Genomic DNA, 22,523 nt, shown 5'->3' with positions numbered 1-22,523 from the left:
GTCATCATCTTAACATTTGAAGGTTTTTCATGCACAATATCAGACAGGGGGTTTTATTTGCAGGCATCGCCCTGACCTTTTCAGGCTGTCTTTTCATCAAGCACCCCTCTAGAACCCCAACTCCAGCCAGCAAGCCCAAACCCGAACCCACCGCCCACAAACCCGCACAGAAATTCACCAAAAAGCACCAACCCAAAAAAATCGTTGGGGACACCCTCTTGGATTTCCACTACCCCATCAAGATCGTCCAAGAACCTATCAATAACCGCTTTATAGGGCTTCTTGCGCCCCATATGCAGGTGAGCGATAATCTCAAACCCTATGTGGCGCAATTCCAAGAAGCCCTGCTCGATCAAATCCAAGAGATCTTCCAAAAACGCGGTTATCAAGTCCTGCGCTTTAGCACTAGACAATCCCTCAGCGCCGCACAAAAGCACAAGACATGGGCGGTGTTGGATTTGAGTGGCTGGGTGGGCGTGCTAGAGGATGTGAAAATGAACACCAGCGATCCAGCCAAGCAGGATTTAGATGTCATGGTGGATCAAAGTTCGGGTTCGGTGTGGTTTAATTTCTTCGAGCCTGAAACGGGCAGAGTGATTCACAATTTTGGAGTGGATGTGGGCAATTACCAAGCAGTAACCCACACTTACAGCTACCGCGCCACAAATTCGGGCGGATTTTACGCGCCCCGCGTAGAGGATCAAACCCAGTTAATTAAAGACAAGGACGATGCGATCCGCAAGATCTTAAACGACATGTACACCAAAGTGATGCGCTCTTTGGTGGAGGAGCTAACAGACACCAATATCAACCGCTACAGAAATGCCATAGAAAAAATTAAAAAATAGATGGGTGATGATGAACAAGGTGAGTATTTCCGCAAAACTCTATGGGGGCTTTGGGGCTGTGATTATCTTAATAGTGATCTTGAGCGGGATAGGTATTTTGCGGGTGCGCACCATCAATCATCTCTTAAGCGAGATCACAAACTACAACGCCCTCAAGGAACGCTACGCTATTAACATGCGCGGGGCTGTGCATGACCGCTCTATTGCTGTGCGCGATGTGGTGATCACCAAAGACCCCCAGTTTTTACAAACCCAAGTCGCCTTGATCACCAAACTCTACAACGACTACAAAGTGGCTAAAGAGTCTATGGACAATCTCTTTGCCCACCCCCATGACTTGGAGCGCATCAGCCAAGAGGAGCGCGCTTTGTATAGCCAAATCAACGCTATCGATGCCATCGCAGTGCCCCAGATTGAAAAACTCATTGCCCTGAAAAGACAAGATACACAGCTAGCTGCAGACTTCTTAAGCCAGCATTTAGCCCAAAGCTTCATCAAATGGTTAGCCGCGATCAACGCTTTCATTGACCATGAGGAGAATCTCAACAAACAGCTCACTTCGCTCGCCAAGAGTATCGCTAACGACTTTAGCCACTTGATGATCACCTTAACTCTTGTAGCTCTTGTCATTGGAGTTGCCATTGCGATCATGATTGTGCGCCACATTAGTGCTTCTTTGGGGGCTGAACCCCTTGCTATTAAAAAGATTGTGTGCGCCATTGCTGAGGGCAATCTCTCTAGGTCTATGCGCGCGTGTTCTACAGGCAGTGCCCTAGAAGCCATCCAAGAGATGCAAGCCTCTATGGTGAACATTATTAGACAGATTGGTCAATCTTCTGATGACATTACCATAAAATCCGCATTGGTTTCCAACCTCTCGCGTATCTCACAAGAAAACGCCAACAAACAAAAGGAGATGACTGCAGAGCTCATCAAAAGCATGAGTTATGTCCAAAATAGTATCCAAGGGGTGAGTAACACCATCGCCCAAACAGAGGAAAACTCCTTGCAAAGTGTGGAGTTGAGTCAAAAGGGTAAAGAAGCGGTGAACGACACCGCACAGAGCATGGAGGGCATTACCCAGAGTGTGCGCGCGGGCGCAGAGCAGATCCAATCCCTAGACAAACATGCCCAAAACATCGGGCAGAGTGCGGAGCTCATTCAGGGCATCGCTGATCAAACAAATTTATTGGCTTTGAATGCCGCCATTGAAGCCGCACGCGCGGGTGAACATGGCAGAGGTTTTGCGGTGGTGGCAGATGAGATCCGCAAGCTAGCCGAACACACTAGCGGAGCGACCCAAGAGATCGATCGTATCATCAAGATTATCCAAGAGGAAACCAAGAAATCTGTAGCCAGTATGGAACACATGGTTGCTGAAATCACCAAGAGTCAGGAGCATGCCAATTTAGCCTCCGGCGCGCTAGAGGCTATCTACAACAAAGCCACCAGCTCGCTAGAGGACGCTAAAAGTGTGGTAATCCATTCTAAAAACCAATTCCAAGACATCGCCAATATCGCCACACAGATCAAGCAGATCGCTAAGATCGCCCATGAAGTTGCCACCTCTATGAGTGGCAATACCCAAGAAATCGCTGTTTTGGAACGCACAGCGCAGGACTTGCAAAAAATCGTGCGTAAATTTACGCTGTAATTGTGCTATAATTGGGTATCTACACTAAGGAGTTTTGATGAAAATTTTGGTGATTCAGGGACCTAATTTGAATATGCTAGGGCATCGCGATCCTAGACTGTATGGTCCTGTAACTTTGGATCAAATCCATGAGAATTTGGAGAATTTTGCTAAGCAAAACGAACAGAGCGATTTGGAGCTGGAGTTTTTTCAAACCAATTTTGAGGGTGAGATCATCGATCGCATCCAAGAATGTGTGGGGAGCGAGGTAGAGGGGATTATTATTAACCCCGGGGCGTTCTCGCACACTTCTGTGGCGATCGCCGATGCGATCATGCTTGCAGACATGCCCGTGATTGAGGTGCATTTGAGCAATATTTTCGCGCGCGAAGATTTTAGAAAAACTAGCTACACGGGGGCGGCTAGCATGGGTGTGGTAACCGGTTTGGGGCACTATGGCTACCATGTGGCTTTGATTGCCATGATGCAGGTGCTAGCTGAGATCAAGGCGATCAAAGAGAACCAAGTGCAAAACAACAGCACTCCGGGGGGAAGTGCTTGAGTGTAGCTCCCCATTTTACCACCGATGAGAACGCCCAATATTTTGCTTGTGGCTATAGTTGCGACCATGGGGTTTTCTTGCAATTAGAAGATCGGGCGTTTTTCATCACCGATGCGCGCTACACTTTGGAGGCGCGCGCGGGCGTGCGCGCGGGCGTGGAAGTGGTAGAGAGCTTTGATCTGTGGGCAAAAGCCATTGAATTAGCCCAAAAAACTCCCAAACTCTATTTTGACAGCGCACAGATTAGCGTGCATGTTTATGGGCGCTTGGAGGCGGGCTTGAGAGGCTGTAAGCTCATAGGGGAGAGCGACTACCACAGAAAACAGCGTATCATTAAGAGTGAAGCCGAGATCGCTTTGCTCAGACACGCCCAAGCGTTGAATGTGGAAGCGTTTGAGAGTTTCGCGCGGGCATGCGCGCAAGGAGAAGTGGAGAGAGCGTTGCAATTCAAGAGCAAAGCTTTTTTGACTTGTGAGGGGGAGCTTGATTTGAGTTTTGAGCCCATTGTGGCGATCAACGCCAATGCCGCTAAACCGCATGCCCTACCCAGCCCACAAACACGCTTGCAAAAAGGGGATTTGCTTTTGGCAGACATGGGGATTAAATACCAGCGTTATTGCGCCGATCGCACCCGCACCGCCTGTTTCGGTGAAAATTTTAGCTTTGATCGCACCCAGTGTTTCAAGGATAAAACCTTACAAGAGATTTACGATGTGGTGCGTGAAGCCCAAGAGCGCACCATCGAGAATTTGCGCGCGGGTATGACGGGCAAGCAAATCGATGCGATCGCGCGGGGAGTGATCGCGCAAAGCGGGTATGGAGAGTTTTTCAGCCATAGCACTGGGCATGGGATCGGCTTGGACATCCACGAATTGCCCTTTATTTCACCTAGAAGTGAGATGATTATTGAAGAGGGCATGGTTTTTTCAGTGGAACCTGGGATTTACATCCCCGGGCGATACGGGGTGCGTATTGAAGATTTAGTGGTGGTGAAACATTCTAGGGCTGAGGTTTTGTGATGGGGTGAGATGCACGCTTGTCTACACGCGCTTTTTTCCTAGCAAGTGTGCTCGTGCCTACCCTTTGAAGAATAGAGCGACTTTGGGTATAGGGAGTAATGTGGGCGATTCTAAAAAGATTTTTGAAGCGTTGTGGCTGTATCTTACACGCCACCGCCTATTTTCGCGCCTGCACTCCTCGCCACTGTATCTTAATCCGGCCTTTGGCTATACTAAACAAAGGGATTTCACCAACGCCACCTTGTCTTTTGACACGGCTTTGGGTGTGTTAGAATTGTTTAGGCTGGTGTTCTATTTGGAAAGACGCTGGGGGCGCGCGCGCAAACGCCCCTTTAAAAACGCCCCAAGGACGCTAGACATTGACATGCTATTTTTCAACCGCATGGTGTATAAACAGCCCTATTTGACTCTGCCCCACCCTAAATGGAAACAACGCGCTTCGGTGCTTGTGCCCTTATTCTTGCAACGCCTAGCATGGAGGGGGGCATGAAACTCTATACTTATAGTGGAGAAACCACCGCTGAAGCCTTGAAGCGCGCCCAAAGCGAACATGGGCACAACGCCTTAGTGGTGAAAGCTCAAGAGATTCGCAAGAAGAGTCTCACAGAACCCGGGCTTTATGAAGTGGTGGTGGCTGTGGACAAGCCCAAAGAAGAGAGCAAACCCAAGAGCAATAGCATGCAAGAGCGTCTAGAGAACGCCTTGCAACCCCCCCCTCGCCCCAAAGAGAGCACCCCACCCCTCAAAGAAGAAGTGAGCATTGAACTCTCCAAAACCCTAGAGGAGATGCGCAAGCTTGCCGGAGTCTCTACCCCGCCCCCCCCACCTCCTGCCCCCCAAGCTGGCGCGCTCCAACCCCCCAAAGAGAGCGCACCCCCCAAGCAAGACAAAGAGGGGGTAGGGTTGCACTCCATCAAGGGTGAACTCAACAAGATTAACGATAATCTCAAACTCATCCAAAACATGGTATGGAGCGAGGAAAAGGGACAAAATTTTGTGATCCCCCATGAGTTTGCTGAGATTTACCGCTTGGCTAAAAATAGTGGCATGCACAAACTGCATTTAGATGAGATCATGCGCTTGAGCTTGGAGATGATGCCTGTGAAGATGCGCGAAAACTCAGTAACGGTGAAGCGTTATTTTAGAGAGGTTTTGCGCAAGATGATTTATTGTCGCCATGAGAGTTTAGATCCTAGCTACAAGAAAATTTTAATGCTAGTGGGACCTACGGGGGTGGGTAAGACCACCACCTTAGCCAAGCTGGCTGCGCGTTATTCTAAATTGCTGGACAAGAAATACAAGGTGGGGATTTTAACCTTGGATACCTACCGCATCGGGGCGGTGGAACAGCTCAATTGGTATGCTAAAAAGATGAAGATTAGCATTGAAACCGTGATGGATTCAGAAGACTTCAGTAAGGAAATGCAGGCTTTGGAGTATTGTGATGTGGTGTTGATTGACACAACAGGGCACTCCCAGCATGACAAAAAGAAAATTGAAGCCTTGAGAAAGTTCACGCAAAATGGCTATAAGATAGACACCACTTTGGTGTTGTCGCTCACCACGAAATACGAGGATTTGAAAGACATTTATCAAGCCTTTAGCCCCTTAGAAATTGATAGCTTGATCTTCACAAAACTAGACGAGAGTCGGGGGTTTGGGAATTTGTTTTCCTTAGTTTATGAGAGCAAAAAGCCCATTAGCTACTTGTGTATCGGGCAGGAAGTGCCGATGGATTTATTGGTGGCGAGTAACGATTACTTGGTGGATTGCATGTTAGATGGATTCATCCATCCAGATAGGAAAAGAGTATGACGCACAACCAAGCAAGCGGTCTGGAGCACATCATGGAGCCTAGGAGTATTTTCAGCAAAAAAGGCAAGACTAAATTTGTTGCCATCACTAGCGGTAAGGGTGGGGTGGGTAAATCCACCATCAGCGCGAATTTAGGCTATAGCCTTTTTAAGAGCGGTTACAAGGTAGGCGTGCTAGACGCGGACATTGGGCTGGCTAATTTAGATATTATCTTTGGGATTAAAACCAGCAAGAATATCTTGCACGCCCTAAGGGGGGAGGCGCGTTTTAATGAAGTGGTCTATCGCATTGAAGAGGGGTTTTACTTGGTGCCCGGGGATAGCGGGGAGGAGATTTTTAAATATGTGAGCCAAGAGATTTTGGATAGCTTTGTAGATGAAGAAAATGTGCTAGATGATTTAGATTACATGATCATTGACACAGGGGCGGGGATTGGGGAGTTTACCCAAGCCTTTTTGCGCGCAAGCGATTGCGTAGTGGTGATCACCACTTCTGATCCAGCGGCTATCACCGATGCCTACACCACCATTAAGATCAACTCTAAGAATAAGGACGATGTCTTTGTGCTGGTGAACATGGTTGATTCGGCAGACAAAGCCATGCAGATTTTCAACGGAATCCAGCGCGTGGCTAAAGAGAATATCCCGCACATGACCTTGAATTATCTAGGCTATATCCAAAATAGCAACGCGCTTAGACAATCCATCAAAAACCGCAAACTCCTATGCCAAAGCGAACCGTTTAATACCTTTTCTTTTGCCATAGGGCAGGTTTCTAAAATTTTAACCATGAAAATGGAACACAATGTGTTAGAAACGCCTAAGGACAATTTCATCGGGTTTTTCAAGCGTTTGCTCAAATACTTGTAAGGTGGTTGCATGAAAGTGGACAACTTTGTGAATTTTGCGATCGTAGGGGGGTTTTTCATCGGGCTTATTCTCTCTTTAATCAAGTTTGATGAACCCGAGTATGTGCTTTTTGGCACTTTGGTGTCTACAGCGGGTTTTTACATGATCATGCTTTTGTTCGCCTCCATCTTCATGACTTTCATTTATCCACGCAAACGCTTTTTAAATAAGGCAGAGTTGGAACGCAAATTAGGGCTTTTCAATAAAGAGTTTGTGGAGAGAGAAAAAGAGATAGACGCGCTTTTGAAGTATGTGCATGATTATGAGTATGATGAGCAATAAAGTGCTTAAGAAATCCAATTATGACGCGCAAATCCAAAGCACCCAGGACGATCTAGCTATCCAATACCTCCCGGCTGTGCGCGCGATGGCTTTCCGCTTGAAAGAACGACTCCCTAGCACTGTGGATTTTAACGATCTGGTGTCAGTGGGCACTGAAGAGCTAATCAAGCTAGCGCGCCGTTACGATGTCGCGCTCAACGATTCCTTTTGGGGCTACGCTAAAACCCGTGTCAACGGGGCAATGTTAGATTACTTGCGATCCTTAGATGTGGTTTCGCGCGCCTCTAGGAAGCTCATTAAAAGCATTGATTACGAGGTGTCTAAGTACTATAACGAACATGGGTATGAACCCGATGATAGCTACTTAGCTGAGGTATTGCAAGAGGATTTGGAAAAGATTAGGGAAGCCAAAGTAGCGTCTGATGTCTATGCGCATGTGCCTATGGATGAGCAATTCAACGCCATAGAACAGGACACGATTGGCATGAAATTGGAGTTAGAAGAGCTCATCGCCCATGTGCATAGCGTGTTAAAGACCATGTCCGAGCGTGAACAGCTCATTATCCAGCTTTATTTTTTTGAGGAGTTGCACTTGGGTGAGATTAGAGAGATTTTAGGGGTTACCGAATCTCGAATCTCACAAATCATCAAGGAAGTGATTAAAAAAATCCGTTCCAGCTTGGGAGGCACTTATGGCTGATATTCTAAGCCAAGAAGAAATCGATGCTCTCCTAGAGGTTGTAGACGAATCAGAGGATGTCAACACCCTCCAGAAAAAAGAGATCATGCCCCAAAAGCAGATCACTCTCTACGACTTCAAACGCCCCAATAGGGTCAGCAAGGAACAGTTGCGATCCTTTAGAAGTATCCATGATAAAATGGCGCGTAGCCTTTCTAGCCAAATTTCTGCCATCATGCGATCCATTGTAGAAATCCAGCTCCACAGCGTGGATCAAATGACTTATGGGGAGTTTTTGATGAGTTTACCCAGCCCCACAAGTTTTAATGTCTTCTCTATGAAGCCAGTGGGGGGCACGGGGGTGTTAGAAGTCAATCCTAGCATCGTCTTTCCTATGATCGACCGCCTATTAGGGGGCAAGGGAGGCTCTTACGATCAAACCCGCGAATTTAGCGACATTGAGCTCAATTTGCTAGACACCATCTTAAAGCAGGTGATGCAGATTCTCAAAGACATTTGGAGTCCAGTAACAGAGTTCTTTCCCACCATTGACGCTAAGGAATCCAGCGCGAATGTGGTGCAGATCGTGGCGCAAAACGAAATCGTCATCATGGTGGTGATGGAGATTGTGATCGGGCATTCTAGGGGCATGATGAATCTGTGCTACCCAGTGATCTCCATTGAAGGCATTTTATCTAAAATGGGGAATCGCGATGTGATGCTCACAGAAACCAGTTCCAAAAAGAGTCGCAATAAAGAATTACAAGCCTTGGTGGGCGGTGCGAGTGTAGATGTTTCGGCGTTTTTGGGGAGTGTGAAGCTCACTCTCAAAGAGGTTTTGGACTTGGTTGTGGGGGATACCTTGCGTCTTAACAAGGTGGCTAATGACACGGTGGTGGTTAATATTGACAAAAAGGAACGCTACTTAGCCACGGTGGGCTACCAGGGTTACCGCAAGACGATCAAAATTAAAGAAGTGATCTATACAGAAAAAGACCGCGTTAAAGAGGTGCTAGAAGTGCTAGAGAATCAACGCAAGATCAAGATCGGCAATATTCGCAAGGAAGAGGAATGATAGAGGATTTTTTAAAGATTTTTGTCCAAGAATGCACTTCCACTCTAGGCGGGCTATTGGGCAAAACTCCCGCGATAGAATTGAAAAACGAAATTTCGGTGGGGGATTTCATTTTTATAGAACATGCCTCTGTGGTGGTGCAAGTCAAGCCCGAAACCAATGTAACCATCACTCTAGCCCTTCCCGTGCCTATGGCGACCGCGTTAGCGGACATGATGATAGGGGGCGAGGGAACTAGCAAAGAGAATTTAGAGACAGACGATTTAGATGCAATCAAGGAGATTGGTTCGAATATCTTTGGCGCGCTCACCACCGCTTTGCAAGCCCAAGAAGTGATCCCTAAGCTGTCCTTTGAAGTGAGTGAAGCCGTGGACGCGCATGACGCTTCCTTGCTAGACCCTTATAGCGATGGCTTTGAATTTGGGTTTGAATTAGGGAGTGTGAAATCTAGCTTTTTTATTTTCTGTGGCGGGGTTTTCATTGACCTCTTCAAAAAGAAAGTTGCCCCACAAAACACCTCTAAGATCAAACACTCTCCCTCCATGCCTAATCTCCCCGTGGTGCCCAAGAGTGAACGCACAGAAGGGGATAATAACCACCTAGAACAAGTGGAAGTGCGTAACATTAACATGCTTTTAGACATTAAGCTCAATGTCAAGGTGCGTATCGGGCAAAAGAAGATGATCTTAAAAGATGTGGTGTCCATGGATATTGGGAGTGTGATCGAACTCAACCAAATGGTCAATGATCCCTTAGAGATTTTAGTGGATGACAAGGTGATCGCTAAGGGCGAGGTGGTGATTATCGATGGGAATTTTGGGATTCAGATCACAGATATTGGTAGCAAGAAAGAACGCCTAGAGCAACTCAAAGAGAGTTAGAGCCCATAAATTAGCCCCTAAAAGTTATTTTTAAGATTTTAGTTTTATCATGGCGATCTAGATTTATGCCCGTTGGAGGTGTGATTTGGTGCTTGTTACCCCCCCCCCCCCAGCGATAAGGGATCACTATGAAACAACCCGTTTTAAAAACATTGTCTTGGATTGGAATGGGTTTTTGTTCTTTATGCGCGGAGAGCAATGGGTTTTATAGCGATATAGGGTTTGAGTTCTCACGCATGCAAACCATCGAACACTCCAATGCGCCCGGAGCCTTGAAGTCTTTGCGCCCTAGCACCCAGAGCTCTATACTTTACAAACTCTTTAGACCCGGCGCGAGCAAGGCAGACATCGCCGCGGCTGCGCGCCAGATCGCTGTTATAGAGGGAATTGTTAAGGATAGTTCATGCGCTACAAAGGGCTGTCTTGTCAGCCAAGCCCAGATGCAAAATGTGATCAACGCCCTCTCTTATGCCGACTCCATTAATTTAGCCATCTCCACCATTTTAAAAGTCTTGCCACCGGGCACGACTTATGATGGAGTGGTGATCACGCAACAAAATATCGGGCAGGTGTTGTTTGACTACATGAGTAAAAACAGCGCGCACCATACAGGTCAGGATGGCACTTTGGGTCTAGGCATGATTCCCTTTAACACCTTGATTCACTCTCCTACACCCTTGAGTTTTAGAGATATACGGGTTTTGCGCGCGAGCATGTATTGGCTGTTTGCGCCCATGTATCCGGGGGGCAGTAGTCTTTTAAACACATTTTCTAAGCAAGTCCAACAAAGCGATCCCTTTGCAAGCGGTGTAGCGTTTAAAACTTTCTTACAAGGGGCTTCTGACATCGCGCAGGGACAACAAGACCTCAATAATGTGTTGAAGAATAGCTTAACTTCCATGAGCACAGCCCAACCCCAGCAATTACGCGACTTATTGAGTTATTACAGACAACTTGAGGTGAGTCCTGCCATCCCCACTTTGGGGATTTTAGAGCAATTCATCAACATGGGTAGTCAAGATAGCAACATGTATGGGGTGGATATCCAATTTGGCTTCAAGCATTTCTTTGGGGCTAAACGGCGTTTTGGCTTGCGTTATTATGAATATTTTAGCTACCAGCATGGCAATAGCCGTTTAAACGGGGCGTTGAATAATTTTATCTATGGCGCGGGGATAGATGTACTATGGAATTTCTATGAGAGTCAAAGCGGTGATTTCACCTCCGGTCTTTTTGCCGGGCTCATCCTTGCAGGGAGCTCATGGTTAGTGCAGGGTTCTAATGGGTGGGTTACTTTGACGGATAATATTAAGGCTTCTGGAGGTAGCGCGCGCTTAGACAACACTTTTTTCCAATTACCTATTAACATCGGTTTGCGCACTAACATCGGCACAGAGGGTTTTGAAATTGGTATGCGTTTCCCGGTCATTGATAACACCTACTTTAAAGGCACAATCAGCGGGTTTTCTGAAACCCTTGTGTATAAAACCCAGATGAGCATCTTCTTCAACTGGGTGCATAATTTCTAGGGGTGTTTGAGAACGCCATTTAAGGGGGGGGCGTTGAAAGGGGGGGTAGGACGGTTGGGCTTTTCTATAGGCGGTTTGGAGAGCCCTTTGGGAATTTTGCTTAAGATTTCTTTGATATTTCTTTGGCGCACGCCCGCATTTCCCGTTATTTCCTTGAGCGCATTGGGGACGAAGTAACCACTCTCGGTGATATGGGCGACAAAAACCTTACGCCCCTCCTCTTTAGCGTATTCCAAAGGGGGCACCATGTCTGTATCCTTACTGAAGAGTAAAATGCGATCAGCCAGTTCTTTACAACTCACACGCACCACATCGGCGGTCAAATAGGTGTCAGCCTGCTTTTGCTTTAAACGAGGCTTGATCTTGGGGACTTTGACATCTTTACCAATCTCCTTTACATACTCTGGGCTATTGCGCTCTTCAAACTCCACCTTGAGTTTCACTTGGCGCACTTCAAAAAAGCCAGACAGGCGCATCTCTTGGTTGAAAATCTTAGTGATATCGGATTTGCGCCTAGCCTGCTTATACTCTTCAGGGTTTTGTTGTTTATAGCTCTCTAGCTTGTAACCATCTTGGCTATGATCTAAAATCTGCCCCTCCCACTCCTTGAGAGGAGTAGAAACATATAAAAAAATTTTATCCTCCATCAACTCTTCATCCTCTTCCATAAACGCCGCAAAAAACGCGCGCAAATGCCCCTGATCGTTGAAGCGAAAAAATTGCTCGCCAAACTCCTTGTGGTAGCGCTGGATACTCTCTAACTCAATACGCAAATTTTCCCAATCCACGAAAATGGCTAGTGTCGCCTTTTGTGTATTTTCCATAAAACTCCTTGCTATTTTTTCACTAAATCCTGCCACCATTGCTTGACTTTGTCATAACACACCCCAAAGACATTTTTATAGGGTTCGCTCTGGTAGCCAAAACTCTCGTGTAATTTGAGTAATAATTCTCTTTGTTTCTCCTCCAAGCGTTCCGGGTAAACGATCTTAATCACAGCGATCAAATCCCCATGTCTAGTGCTATTGACATCTTTCACTCCCTGGTTTTTAAACACAAATTGGGCGCGATTGGGGGTGTTGGGGGGGATTTTAAGCTCTAATTCCTGCTTGAGGGCTGGCACCATAATCGTGCTCCCCAGAGGAATGGAAGTGAAAAAAACGGGCACTTCAATAAAAACATGCAAGCCTTCACGCACGAAATGTTCGTCCGCCCCCACTACCGCTTCCAAATACAAATCCCCCCGCACTCCCTTTTTGTATTCATTCCCCCGCCCCCCCACGCGGATTCTCTGCCCCCCGTCAATGCCCTCAGGCACTTCTAAGCTAAATTCTTCATGCGCGATGACAAAACCCTCCCCCTTGCAGGGCGCGCATTGTTCTGTAGCAACCTGCCCCCTGCCCTGACATCTAGGACAAGGACTAGCCAAAGTCATAAAGCCCTGTTGCGTGTAAGTTTGCCCCCTCCCTTTACACAGCCCACAAGTGCTAAGTTTGCCCTCTTTAGCCCCACTCCCTGCGCAATCTTGACATAGAGTCTTGTAAACATTTTTGATAGATTTTTGACACCCAAAGACGGCTTCTTTAAAACTCAATTCCAAGGAGATCAGCGCGTCTTTGGGGATTTTAGAACGGCTCTCTTGTTTGCCAAAGACGCTCCCAAAGATCGAATCCTCCCCAAAGAAACTAGAAAAAATATCGCTCAAATCACTAAAGCCCGCCCCCCCGCGCCCTTGCAACCCCTCCTTGCCGTAGCGATCGTAGATTTGGCGTTTTTGATCGTCCCCTAGCACGCCATAAGCCTCATTGATCTCCTTGAATTTCTCTTCGGCTTCCTGATCGCCCATGTTGCGATCGGGATGGTATTTTAGGGCGAGTTTCTTATAAGCTTTTTTGAGTGTTTCTTTATCCGCTTTTTTATCCACGCCCAAGACTTCGTAGTAATCCACGACAACCTTTCACTCTTTTTTAAAGCCTCCATTCTAGCGCAAAACCCCTAAGCCTCTTGTTAAAAGTCTAGGGTTTTGGCTTTAGGCATTGGGCACAATCTGGGGGAAGCCATAGGCAATAATGGTGATAGCCACCCCCATCAAGATCACAAAGATCACAGAATATTTCACCGTGAATTTAAAGAGATCGGATTCTTTGCCCGCTAACCCTACTGCCGCGCATGCAATAGCGATACTTTGAGGGCTGATCATCTTGCCTAAAGTGCCTCCCACAGTGTTAGCCGTGAGGGTGAGCACCTCAGGGATTTTAAGATTATTAGCCGTGAGCTGTTGGAGTGAGCCAAAGAGCAGATTAGAGCTTGTATCACTCCCAGTTAAAAACACGCCCACCCAGCCAATGATGGGCGAAAAGAAAGTAAAGGCTTTACCCGTGTGGGTGAGCGCGAGTGCCATTGTCGCTGAGATTCCGCTGTAATTGGAGATGTAGGCAAAAGAGAGCACCAAACCGATTGTCAAAATAGGAAAGCGCATTTCTTTAAGCGTGTCCCCAAAAACATGCACCGCATCGCTCACTTTCAGACGCAAAACGAAAATACTCACCAGAGCCGCCACTAAAATAGAGGTCCCCACGGTGTTAATCAAGGGCAATTTAAAGATCACCGGGCTAGTCGCGCTCTTGCCCTCGATCACAAAGGGCGCGCTTTTTAAAATCTTTTGGCTAATGCTTTCAAATTCAAAGTAAAAATTAGAAAAAGCCAACGCCCCACCCTTAGCAAAGAGGGCTTTAAACCAAGGCTGAGTCCAAATGACAATGGTGATAATGAGGATAATAAAGGGCGCCCATGCCACAAAAACCTTACAGATGTGGTGTTTTTGCTGCGTGTGCGTAACCTCCTTGCCATCGCTCCTAAAAATGTGTTTGGGTTGCCAAAAACGCAAAAATACAGCAGTCGCTACGAGCGAAACAATCGCTGAGAGAATCCCGGGGAGTTCTGGACCTAGATAGTTAGAGCTTAGATATTGCGCAAGGGCAAAACTAAAGGCAGCCACAAACACGGCTGGAAAAGTTTCTTTGATCCCACGCACCCCATCCATTAAAAACACGATGAAAAAAGGCACAAGCAAACTCACAAAAAATAAGATTTTACCTGCCATCGCACTAATGGCTAGTGCGCTCACGCCCACAGCCCCGGCCATGGCGGTGATGGGAATACCCACCGCCCCAAAAGCCACCGGGGCGGTGTTGGCAATCAAGCACAACCCAGCCGCATAGAGGGGATTAAGACCTAAGCCCACCAAAATAGCCGCGGTGATCGCCACCGGCCCGCCAAAGCCAATCGCCCCTTCTAAAAATGAGCCAAAGCAAAACCCAATGAGGATCACTAAAATGCGGTGATCGGGGGTAATAGATTGCACACTTTCTTTGAGAATCTCAAAATAGCCGGATTTAACAGAGAGTTTATAGAGGAAAATGGCAGCGATGATGATCCACGCAATGGGCCAAAGCCCATATAAAAAGCCATAGACAAAGCTAGCCCCCACCATCACAAAGGGCATTTTATACACAAAAAGCGCGATCACAGCCGAGAGCACCACACTTAAAAACGCAGCGGTGTGCCCCTTGAGCTTAAAGACAATCAAAGAGGCAAAAAACAAGACAATGGGTAAGAGCGCCACCAACGCGCTCAACCAAATATTGCCCCCCAAGGGGGCGTAAATCTGGTGCCACTCCATCTAGCAACTCCTAGAACATTTTAATGGAGTATAACATGTTGGATTACAGCAAGGGGTTTTTAGCTGGGAGGCAGATAAAGGGGTGTTACTATTTAGCTGGATTCAAAAAAGCGTATGCCCGCAAAACCCTTGATCCCTTTGTGGGCTAATAAAGGGAGCTGGGCACTGTGGGTAATCCCCCCAAGCGCAAAAACGCGTTGCTTTTGTGTAGGGCTTAGGCGATCCAAATACTCCAAGCCCAAAGCGGGGGGTTTGTTAGGAGTGGGGAAAATGGGGCTAAGAGTTACCAAGTGTGCGCCTTGTTCTAGGGCTTCTTGCACTTCCAAGACACTGTGCGCGCTGTAAAAACTGTGCAGATGGGCGGGGATGTGCTTTAGAGCCAATAACGCGTTCGCCTTGGCATGCACGCCTATAAAACCAAAACCCAAGGCTGTTTCTATGCTGGCGCACAAGTGGGCTAAATTCACATAGCTACTCACCCCAAACTCTTGGCATGTAGACACAAAGCAACTTAGTAGGGTGTGCTTAGTTTGATCCACCCTAAAGCACGCGTGCGTGGGGCGGTGTGTGCGCAAGACTTTGAAAAGGGCACTTCTAAAATCGCGCGGAGTCAACGCGCCAAAATAAGGGGGGGTGATGAAGTAGGATTGTAGATTCAAATGCGCTCACGCGTGCTGTCTTTGAGCAATGCCCCCATAGATTTAGCCAACAGGGCAAAAAAGCTAAATAACCCAAAGACAAAGAGCGCAAAAAAGATAGACACCACCAACTCCGCTTCTTTAAAGACAAACAGGCACAAACCCCCGCACACCAACGCGATCCCCACGAATAACCCGGCAAAAAAATCCAATAGGGCGATTAGAGTTGCTTTTTTCATTTAGTGATCTTCATCCACGATAAGGGCTCCGGCCAAATAGACATAGGTTAAGATCATAAACACAAAGGCTTGCAAAATCCCCATGAAAAACAACACCATGAAGGGGGCAATGGGGATCACCCATGGGACCAATAAAAGCATGATAAGCAAAAACATGTCATCGCCCTTGATATTGCCAAAGAGACGAAAAGAGAGCGAGATGATCCTAGAGAGATGCGAAACGATCTCTACGGGCAACATAATAGGGATGAGCCACTTGACTGGACCTAGAAAGTGGCTAAAGTATTTGATAAGCCCTTGGGCGCGAATCCCCTCAAAGTGGTAGTAAAAAAAGACAATGAGGGCGAGCACCAGCGTAAAACTCCAATTAGCCGTAGGGGCTTCAAATCCGGGAATGATGCCTATCATGTTGCAATAAAAGACAAAAAGGGCGATCGTGCCTGCTAGGGGGAAATACTTGCGGGCTAAATCTTCCCCGATCACATCTTTAGCCACATGCAAAATCCCCTCAATGGTGGCTTCATAAATGTTTTGCAGCCCAAAGGGCACCATCTGCAACCTGCTAGTGGCGATTTTGCCAATTATGAGAGTGGCTAACGCGCACACAATGGTGTAAAACCCGATGATGAAATTGTGATCCGTGCTGAGTAACCCGGCAAAAGTGAATAATCTATGTTCCATGTCCTCTCTCTTTTAGCTTGATTTAGTGCGCCCTTTTTTGACTACAGCGTGGCATGCGCGCATGATAATCCCCTTAAAAGCCCTTTGTTCCAGCACACTTAAGCCCTCAATGGTGGCTCCCCCGGGGTGCAAATGGCGTTGATAATCTCTTGGGGGGTGTTCTCCCTTAGTAGTCTAGCAAAGCCATTGAAACTCTGCGTGACCAATTCGAAGGCTTGATCGTAACCCAAACCCTCACGCACCCCCGCGCCTACTAGACCCTGCGCCACCATACTCAAAAAGGCTAACGCGCTCCCATTGGTAGCTAAGGACGCGTCAATGAGTGCTTCGCTAGACACTTCCACCACCCCCCCCAAGCACTCCAAAAGCGCGCGGGCGCGATCTCTAGCGGGGGTAGCGCAGGGGGCATATAGGCTTGTAGAAGAGAGGGCATAACTTGCAGCGATGTTGGGCATACAACGCGCGTAGGCTTGGCTTTTTATGTGCCCAGCTAGCTTACCCACACTCACCCCGGCTAACACACTGAGCACCAAAGAAGCCATGCCACTGTATTTAAAACTCTCCAAACCATAGGGTTTCATGGCTAAAAGCACGATGGCATCTTCAATGTCTAAAGTGGGAGTGGGGGGTAAGATCGCCACTTCAAGAGGCAAATCTTGCACAAAGGGGCGGATTTTCTTGGGATCGCGCCCGGTAATTTGGATACAAAAGGACTCTAGCTTGGGCGCGTGGGTGGCAAAACCTCGCAACATGGCTTGCGCCATACGCCCATAACCCACCACAAGCAGGCGTGTTTTCATGGACATTCCTCAGGTTTAACCTGTTCTTTTGGGGCGTGGTAAAAACTAGCGATCTTTTCAGAAATGTGGTAATGGGGGTATTTGGCGCTATCTAACACCACTTGGGCCATAAGTTGGTGATCAAAGTTAAAGACTAAGGGGGCTAGGAAATTGATTGTGGATTCTTGCAGGGGGGTTTGAATCACCATGATATTGGCGATGAGAATATTGCGCGCGCTGTCTAAATTCAGTAAAACTTGCAAACCCATGGGAATATCAAATTCATAAGCGCGCAGGGCAAAGGGATTGACTAAAGTGAAAGTTGGGGCGATGTCATCGGCGTTGCGCAGGCGCATGAAAATCTCATCAATCTTCTCTAGCTCCATTCTAGAAACTTGCTCAAACCCCAAAATGGGGGATTTGACACTAAATAACATTCCCGCCCTTAGCACATGGTGTAAAGCCCCGATTTTACTACAATCCACTCTAAAAATCAATTCTAACGGGGGATTTTTGATATAATAGGGCTTTAGGACAAAGGAATGACATGCGCGTGTTGTGGCTTTCGTTGGCGTGTGCGGTGTTGTGGTTGGGCTGTGCCAAAAAGGGCAAGGATGCCATCTACAACCGCCCCGCGATCTTTTGGTATCAGGGGATTTTGCGCGAAATTTTGTTTATGAATTTGGAAACCGCGGACAATTACTACTCCTCTTTGCAAAGCGAACACATCAATTCGCCCCTAGTGCCCGTGGCGATGATCGCGCTGGGGCAAGCCCATTTGAAGAAAAAAGAATTTATTTTGGCAGAATACTACTTTGATGAATACATCAAACGCTTTGGCAATGAGAGCAATATTGACTACCTCAAATACCTCAAACTCCAAGCGCGCTATTATTCTTTCAAAAACCACAGCAAGGATCAAGAATTTATGTCTAACACCATTGGCATGCTCAATGACTTCGTGGACAAATACCCCAATAGCCGTTTTATCAATCAGGTGGAGTATATGCAGGTCAAATTCATTTTAGGACAAAACGAGCTCAACCGCGCGATCGCCAATGTCTATAAAAAACGCCACCAAAAAGAAGGGGTGAAGCGTTATTTGGAGCGCGTGGACGAAGTCCTAGAAAAAGAAACGCATCCTAAGAAGTCTTATATGCCTTGGTATGTGGCGATATTCAATTGGTAAGGGTTGATATGACAGAGAAATTTCCAAGTGTAGTGCCAGTGATTGTAGAAGAAGAGGCATTCATGTATCCATTCATGATCGCCCCTCTTTTCATCAATAGCGAAGCCAATATCAAGGCAGCCAACAAGGCTACTCAAGATAAAAACGATCTCATTTTCGTGGGTTGCGCTAAGAACACCCCCGGTGATAAGGCTTTAGAAGAGAAATTTTACGATGTGGGAGTCATTGGGAGTATTGTGCGTAAGGTGATCCTGCCTGATAACCGCATGAAGATTCTCTTTCAGGGGATTTGCAAGGGGCGCATTTTGAGTTTGCAATCCCATGACCCCCTAGAGGCGATGGTAGATGTGATCACCTATAAAGACTACGATCACGACAAAACCAACGCGATTTTAGAAATCCTCAAGGAGAAGGTGGGCAATTTGGCTAATGTCAGCCAATTCTTCCCTCCCGATCTCTTGCGTGCCATTGAGGACAATAGCGATCCCAATCGCATTGTGGATTTAATCGCCTCCGCCCTGCGCCTTAAAAAAGATCAATCTTATAAACTCTTTGCTAACGACAACACCGAAGAGAGACTCTTAGACCTCATTGATTTGGTGATGGAGGAGATCAAAACCCAAAAACTACAAAAAGAGATCAAGAGTAAAGTGCATAGCAAAATGGAGCAGGTGAATAAGGAATACTTCCTCAAAGAGCAACTCAAGCAAATCCAAAAAGAATTGGGTGTGGACAAACAGCGTGATGAAGAGATCCAAGAATACACCCAAAAACTCAGCGCGATCGAACCCTTCATCACTAAGGAAGTCCACAAAGAGATCAAAAAACAGATCGAACGCTTGAGTCGTATCCACCAAGATAGCTCCGATGTGGGGATTTTGCAAAATTACATTGAGTGGGTGTTAGACATCCCTTTTGGGCAATACAGCCAAAAAAAACTCTCTATCAAAGATGTAGAAAAACAGCTAAATGCCGATCACTACAGCCTAGAAAAACCCAAAGAACGCATTGTAGAATACTTCGCCACGATGGAGCTCTTGCGCTTACGCCAGACGGAGAGTAAGGAGACTAAGGGCACGATTTTGTGCTTCTATGGTCCTCCGGGGGTGGGTAAGACCAGTCTAGCTAATTCCATCGCCAAAGCTATCAAACGCCCCTTGATTCGCATCGCCTTGGGTGGGCTAGAAGATGTCAATGAATTACGGGGGCACCGGCGCACTTATTTAGGTTCTATGCCCGGGCGCATTGTGCAGGGCTTGATTGAAGCTAAGAAGATGGATTGCGTGATGGTGTTAGATGAGATCGACAAGGTGGATAAAAGCATGCGTGGCGATCCAGCCAGCGCGCTTTTAGAGATTTTAGACCCTGAGCAAAACACCAGTTTTAGGGATTACTACACCAATTTTAACATCGACCTCTCCCAAGTGATTTTCATTGCCACCGCCAATGACACCACCACGATCCCCCCCCCTTTAAGGGATCGCATGGAATTTATCGCCGTTTCCAGTTACACCCCCCAAGAAAAAGAGCAGATCGCGCGCAATTACTTGATCCCTCAAGAGCTCAAAAAGCACGCGCTCAAACCCACAGAAGTGTTATTCACCCCAGAGGCGATCAAACTCATCATTGAAAAATACACCCGTGAGGCGGGGGTGCGTAGCTTGAGGCGTGCACTAGCAAGTATCATGCGCAAGTGCGCCAAGAAAATTTTACACAGCAGTGAGGAAAAAGCCTTAAAAGAAGCACCCAAATCTAGAAGACAGCGCAAAATCCATATCACAACAGACAATGTCCCCGAATTTTTAGACAAGATCGTCTTTGAGATCGACCCTATCGATCAAGAGGACGCTATAGGGATTGTCAATGGTTTGGCATGGACAAGTGTGGGCGGAGATGTGCTTAAAATTGAAGCGATCAAACTCAAAGGCAAGGGAAATTTAAAACTCACGGGGAGCTTGGGCGAGGTGATGAAGGAATCGGCTTACATCGCGCACTCGGTGGTGAAATCGCGCCTTGATGAAGAAGTGTTGGTCCCCAAAAAGAAAAAGCCCAAAGAGGGCAAGATTTACCAGCTCTATGACATCCACTTGCATGTGCCCGAAGGGGCAACTCCCAAAGATGGTCCCAGTGCTGGGATCACGATGGCTACTAGCATCGCTTCTATTTTATGCGATAGGAGAGTGCGTTGCGATGTGGCGATGACGGGCGAGCTCACTTTGAGCGGGCGGGTTTTGCCCATTGGAGGGCTGAAAGAAAAATTGATCGCCAGCTACAAGGCGGGGATCAAAACCGCCTTGATCCCTGAGAAAAACTACCACAGAGATCTAAAAGACATCCCTGCAGAGGTGCAAGAGAATATGGAGATCAAAGCCGTGCGCCATATTGAAGATGTGCTAGAAATAGCTTTGGTGCCCTAATGCGTGTAGGTATTGTGGGCTTGGGGTTAATGGGGGGGTCTATGGGTTTAGCCTTGCAGGAGGTGCGCGCGCAACTGGGCATCAAAAGTCTGGTGGGTTTTGATCGCAATGTCTTGCACGCCCAAATGGCTTTGAGTTTGGGGTTGGTTGAGGAATGTGTAGAGTTTAGCCAAATACAAACATGCGACTTGCTCATCTTGGCGACTCCTGTGGAGGGGATTATCCACATCTTAACCCACTTGTCAAGCACGCCCACCAGCACCATCATTGAGTTAGGTGGGGCTAAAGAACAAATTGTGCGCGCAATCCCTAGTGCTTTGCGCCCCCAAGTGGTGGTTAGCCACCCGATGTGTGGGACAGAGTTTCATGGACCCAAAGCCGCTTTGAAAGGTCTGTATAAACACAAGATCGTGATCTTGGTGGATTGTGAACAAAGTGGGGTAACCCACTTGCAACGCGCCAAAGAAGTTTTTAGCGCATTAGGCATGCAGATGGTGAAAATGAGCGCGCAAGATCACGATCGGCATGTCGCCTTTGTGAGCCACTTACCCCATGCTATTAGTTATGCCCTAGCTAATGTGGTGTTAGCCCAAGAAAGCCCACAAAATATCCTCTCTTTGGCTGCTGGAGGGTTTAGGGATATGAGTAGACTCTCTAAGAGCGCTCCGCAGATGTGGGAAGACATTTTTAGACAAAACCAAACCCATTTGCTAGAAGCCTTGGAACTCTTCATTGCAGAAATGCAACGCACCAAAGACATGCTAAAAGCCCAAGAGTGGAAGGATTTGTGCGCGTGGATGCAACGGGCTAATTGTCTGCAAGAATTTATGTAGGGGGGTGTTTGTGGAAGCCCAATTGATGAAGCTTGCCATTGAAACCTATAAGATCACCTTGATGATCTCCTTGCCTGTGCTCTTGGTGGGCTTGGTGGTGGGGCTCTTGGTGAGTATATTCCAAGCCACCACCCAGATTAACGAAATGACTCTATCCTTTGTGCCCAAAATCCTCGCCGTGATCGCCGTGATTATCCTAACCATGCCTTGGATGCTCAACATGCTTTTAGACTACGCTAGCATGCTATTTAAGCTCATCCCCAAGATCGCTTCTTAAGAGGCAAAAAGTAGACACAAGTCCGAAAATCCTCCGCAGGTGGAGGAGATTTGGAGCAAGAAACCGCGTAGCCACCTATTCTTCAGATTCGAGCTCCTCAATTTTGGACTTAACAAGCTGTAAATCGGACTCGATAAGAGAAATAGTGGCCTTCAACCCGACAATTTCAACTTTAGCAACCCTAAGCTCTTTTTTAGTAGTCCTAAGCTCTTTTTTAGTAGTCCTAAGCTCTTCGTCCTTACTTTGGATCTCTTTAAGATATGCCTGTTCTGCAAGGTGCTTAGACACTGTGGCTTGGGAGACTCCCACATCCTCATGCCGGGCGATTTTGGCCTGAGTCAAACCTTGTTGTCTGAGTTCACAAATACGCTGAGTCTTTTCATATGGTATTTTTTTCATTTCAATCCTTTATTAAGAATATTGAAGGGGGGTTCTAGCGCGTTGGCGCACAACTGTCTCATAGATGTCCTTTATGTAGGAATTCATAGCCAATAAGCCATGCTCGCTGACTGTAGCACAGCTTATCTTAAACTTGCTATAATGAGAGGTCTTAAGAG

The 22,523-nt window shown here is 47.1% G+C and carries 24 protein-coding genes and 1 pseudogene; 16 read left to right on the top strand and 9 right to left on the bottom strand.

Annotated elements, in window-relative coordinates; all coding sequences use genetic code 11:
• Positions 1-29: 29 nt before the first annotated feature.
• From EAO33_RS00905 to EAO33_RS00850, 12 genes are all read left to right on the top strand, one after another.
• Complete coding sequence (locus EAO33_RS00905) at positions 30-848, top strand: HpaA family protein (RefSeq protein WP_120944068.1); 819 nt, start codon at positions 30-32, stop codon at positions 846-848.
• 7 nt (positions 849-855) lie between these two features.
• The gene (locus tag EAO33_RS00900) at positions 856-2,502 is read left to right on the top strand and encodes a methyl-accepting chemotaxis protein (protein WP_235852959.1); all 1,647 of its coding nucleotides are present in this window, start codon (positions 856-858) and stop codon (positions 2,500-2,502) included.
• Between the two features lie 37 nt (positions 2,503-2,539).
• Positions 2,540-3,043, top strand: a complete 504-nt coding sequence (gene aroQ, locus EAO33_RS00895; protein ID WP_120944064.1) for a type II 3-dehydroquinate dehydratase — start codon at positions 2,540-2,542, stop codon at positions 3,041-3,043.
• On the top strand, positions 3,040-4,062 hold the full coding sequence (locus tag EAO33_RS00890; RefSeq protein ID WP_120944061.1) for an aminopeptidase P family protein: 1,023 nt from the start codon (positions 3,040-3,042) through the stop codon (positions 4,060-4,062). The genes aroQ and EAO33_RS00890 overlap by 4 nt, the downstream gene beginning before the upstream one ends.
• Before the next feature lie 4 nt (positions 4,063-4,066).
• Positions 4,067-4,552 carry a 2-amino-4-hydroxy-6-hydroxymethyldihydropteridine diphosphokinase gene (gene folK / locus EAO33_RS00885; protein WP_120944059.1) on the top strand — a complete coding sequence of 162 codons (486 nt, stop codon included), beginning with the start codon at positions 4,067-4,069 and terminating at the stop codon, positions 4,550-4,552.
• A complete protein-coding gene (flhF, locus tag EAO33_RS00880; RefSeq protein WP_120944057.1) occupies positions 4,549-5,877 on the top strand; it encodes a flagellar biosynthesis protein FlhF in 1,329 nt (442 codons plus the stop codon). The genes folK and flhF overlap by 4 nt, the downstream gene beginning before the upstream one ends.
• The gene (locus tag EAO33_RS00875) at positions 5,874-6,746 is read left to right on the top strand and encodes a P-loop NTPase (RefSeq protein ID WP_120944055.1); all 873 of its coding nucleotides are present in this window, start codon (positions 5,874-5,876) and stop codon (positions 6,744-6,746) included. The genes flhF and EAO33_RS00875 overlap by 4 nt, the downstream gene beginning before the upstream one ends.
• Positions 6,747-6,755: 9 nt before the next feature.
• Positions 6,756-7,067 carry a hypothetical protein gene (locus EAO33_RS00870; protein WP_120944053.1) on the top strand — a complete coding sequence of 104 codons (312 nt, stop codon included), beginning with the start codon at positions 6,756-6,758 and terminating at the stop codon, positions 7,065-7,067.
• Positions 7,054-7,767, top strand: a complete 714-nt coding sequence (locus EAO33_RS00865; protein WP_235852970.1) for an RNA polymerase sigma factor FliA — start codon at positions 7,054-7,056, stop codon at positions 7,765-7,767. The genes EAO33_RS00870 and EAO33_RS00865 overlap by 14 nt, the downstream gene beginning before the upstream one ends.
• Entirely contained in the window at positions 7,760-8,821 is a 1,062-nt protein-coding gene (fliM, locus tag EAO33_RS00860) for a flagellar motor switch protein FliM (RefSeq protein ID WP_120944051.1), read from the top strand. The genes EAO33_RS00865 and fliM overlap by 8 nt, the downstream gene beginning before the upstream one ends.
• The gene (gene fliY, locus EAO33_RS00855; protein ID WP_120944049.1) at positions 8,818-9,702 is read left to right on the top strand and encodes a flagellar motor switch protein FliY; all 885 of its coding nucleotides are present in this window, start codon (positions 8,818-8,820) and stop codon (positions 9,700-9,702) included. The genes fliM and fliY overlap by 4 nt, the downstream gene beginning before the upstream one ends.
• 128 nt (positions 9,703-9,830) lie before the next feature.
• The gene (locus EAO33_RS00850; protein ID WP_120944046.1) at positions 9,831-11,231 is read left to right on the top strand and encodes an outer membrane protein; all 1,401 of its coding nucleotides are present in this window, start codon (positions 9,831-9,833) and stop codon (positions 11,229-11,231) included.
• Here the strand turns inward: EAO33_RS00850 and EAO33_RS00845 are convergent.
• From EAO33_RS00845 to fliW, 8 genes and pseudogenes are all read right to left on the bottom strand, one after another.
• Positions 11,228-12,055, bottom strand: a complete 828-nt coding sequence (locus tag EAO33_RS00845; protein ID WP_162982153.1) for an NYN domain-containing protein — start codon at positions 12,053-12,055, stop codon at positions 11,228-11,230. The two genes, EAO33_RS00850 and EAO33_RS00845, sit on opposite strands and share 4 nt — an antisense overlap.
• Positions 12,056-12,066: 11 nt before the next feature.
• On the bottom strand, positions 12,067-13,179 hold the full coding sequence (gene dnaJ, locus EAO33_RS00840) for a molecular chaperone DnaJ (protein WP_120944042.1): 1,113 nt from the start codon (positions 13,177-13,179) through the stop codon (positions 12,067-12,069).
• An 81-nt stretch (positions 13,180-13,260) separates the two neighbouring features.
• Positions 13,261-14,913, bottom strand: coding sequence for an L-lactate permease (locus EAO33_RS00835; protein WP_120944040.1), 1,653 nt, complete (start codon positions 14,911-14,913; stop codon positions 13,261-13,263).
• Positions 14,914-15,005: 92 nt separating this feature from the next.
• A complete protein-coding gene (locus tag EAO33_RS00830; RefSeq protein ID WP_120944038.1) occupies positions 15,006-15,572 on the bottom strand; it encodes a thiamine phosphate synthase in 567 nt (188 codons plus the stop codon).
• The gene (locus tag EAO33_RS00825; RefSeq protein WP_120944036.1) at positions 15,569-15,790 is read right to left on the bottom strand and encodes a hypothetical protein; all 222 of its coding nucleotides are present in this window, start codon (positions 15,788-15,790) and stop codon (positions 15,569-15,571) included. Before EAO33_RS00825 ends, EAO33_RS00830 begins: the two co-directional genes overlap by 4 nt.
• Positions 15,791-16,471 (bottom strand): F0F1 ATP synthase subunit A, encoded by a 681-nt coding sequence (locus EAO33_RS00820; protein WP_120944034.1) that lies wholly within the window; start codon positions 16,469-16,471, stop codon positions 15,791-15,793.
• A gap of 12 nt (positions 16,472-16,483) precedes the next feature.
• Positions 16,484-17,223: pseudogene (locus EAO33_RS00815) on the bottom strand (pyrroline-5-carboxylate reductase dimerization domain-containing protein).
• A 44-nt stretch (positions 17,224-17,267) separates the two neighbouring features.
• Positions 17,268-17,687 (bottom strand): flagellar assembly protein FliW, encoded by a 420-nt coding sequence (fliW, locus tag EAO33_RS00810; protein ID WP_120944033.1) that lies wholly within the window; start codon positions 17,685-17,687, stop codon positions 17,268-17,270.
• 110 nt (positions 17,688-17,797) lie between these two features.
• Between fliW and bamD the strand changes: the two genes are divergently transcribed.
• Genes bamD through fliQ form a run of 4 tightly spaced genes read left to right on the top strand, consistent with a single transcriptional unit; the run spans position 17,798 to position 21,966 of the window.
• On the top strand, positions 17,798-18,439 hold the full coding sequence (gene bamD / locus EAO33_RS00805; RefSeq protein ID WP_120944031.1) for an outer membrane protein assembly factor BamD: 642 nt from the start codon (positions 17,798-17,800) through the stop codon (positions 18,437-18,439).
• An 8-nt stretch (positions 18,440-18,447) separates the two neighbouring features.
• Positions 18,448-20,856, top strand: a complete 2,409-nt coding sequence (gene lon / locus EAO33_RS00800; protein WP_205589469.1) for an endopeptidase La — start codon at positions 18,448-18,450, stop codon at positions 20,854-20,856.
• A complete protein-coding gene (locus EAO33_RS00795; protein ID WP_120944027.1) occupies positions 20,856-21,689 on the top strand; it encodes a prephenate dehydrogenase in 834 nt (277 codons plus the stop codon). Before lon ends, EAO33_RS00795 begins: the two co-directional genes overlap by 1 nt.
• Before the next feature lie 10 nt (positions 21,690-21,699).
• Entirely contained in the window at positions 21,700-21,966 is a 267-nt protein-coding gene (gene fliQ / locus EAO33_RS00790) for a flagellar biosynthesis protein FliQ (RefSeq protein ID WP_120944134.1), read from the top strand.
• Between the two features lie 75 nt (positions 21,967-22,041).
• On the opposite strand, the gene EAO33_RS00785 is transcribed toward fliQ, so the two are convergent.
• A complete protein-coding gene (locus tag EAO33_RS00785) occupies positions 22,042-22,365 on the bottom strand; it encodes a hypothetical protein (protein ID WP_120944025.1) in 324 nt (107 codons plus the stop codon).
• Positions 22,366-22,523 lie beyond the last annotated feature (158 nt).

The sequence above is a fragment of the Helicobacter labacensis genome (assembly GCF_003660285.1).
In the GTDB taxonomy this organism is placed as follows: domain Bacteria; phylum Campylobacterota; class Campylobacteria; order Campylobacterales; family Helicobacteraceae; genus Helicobacter; species Helicobacter labacensis.
The sequence above is the reverse complement of the archived record's forward strand: the minus strand, read 5'-3'. Positions and strand labels throughout refer to the sequence as shown.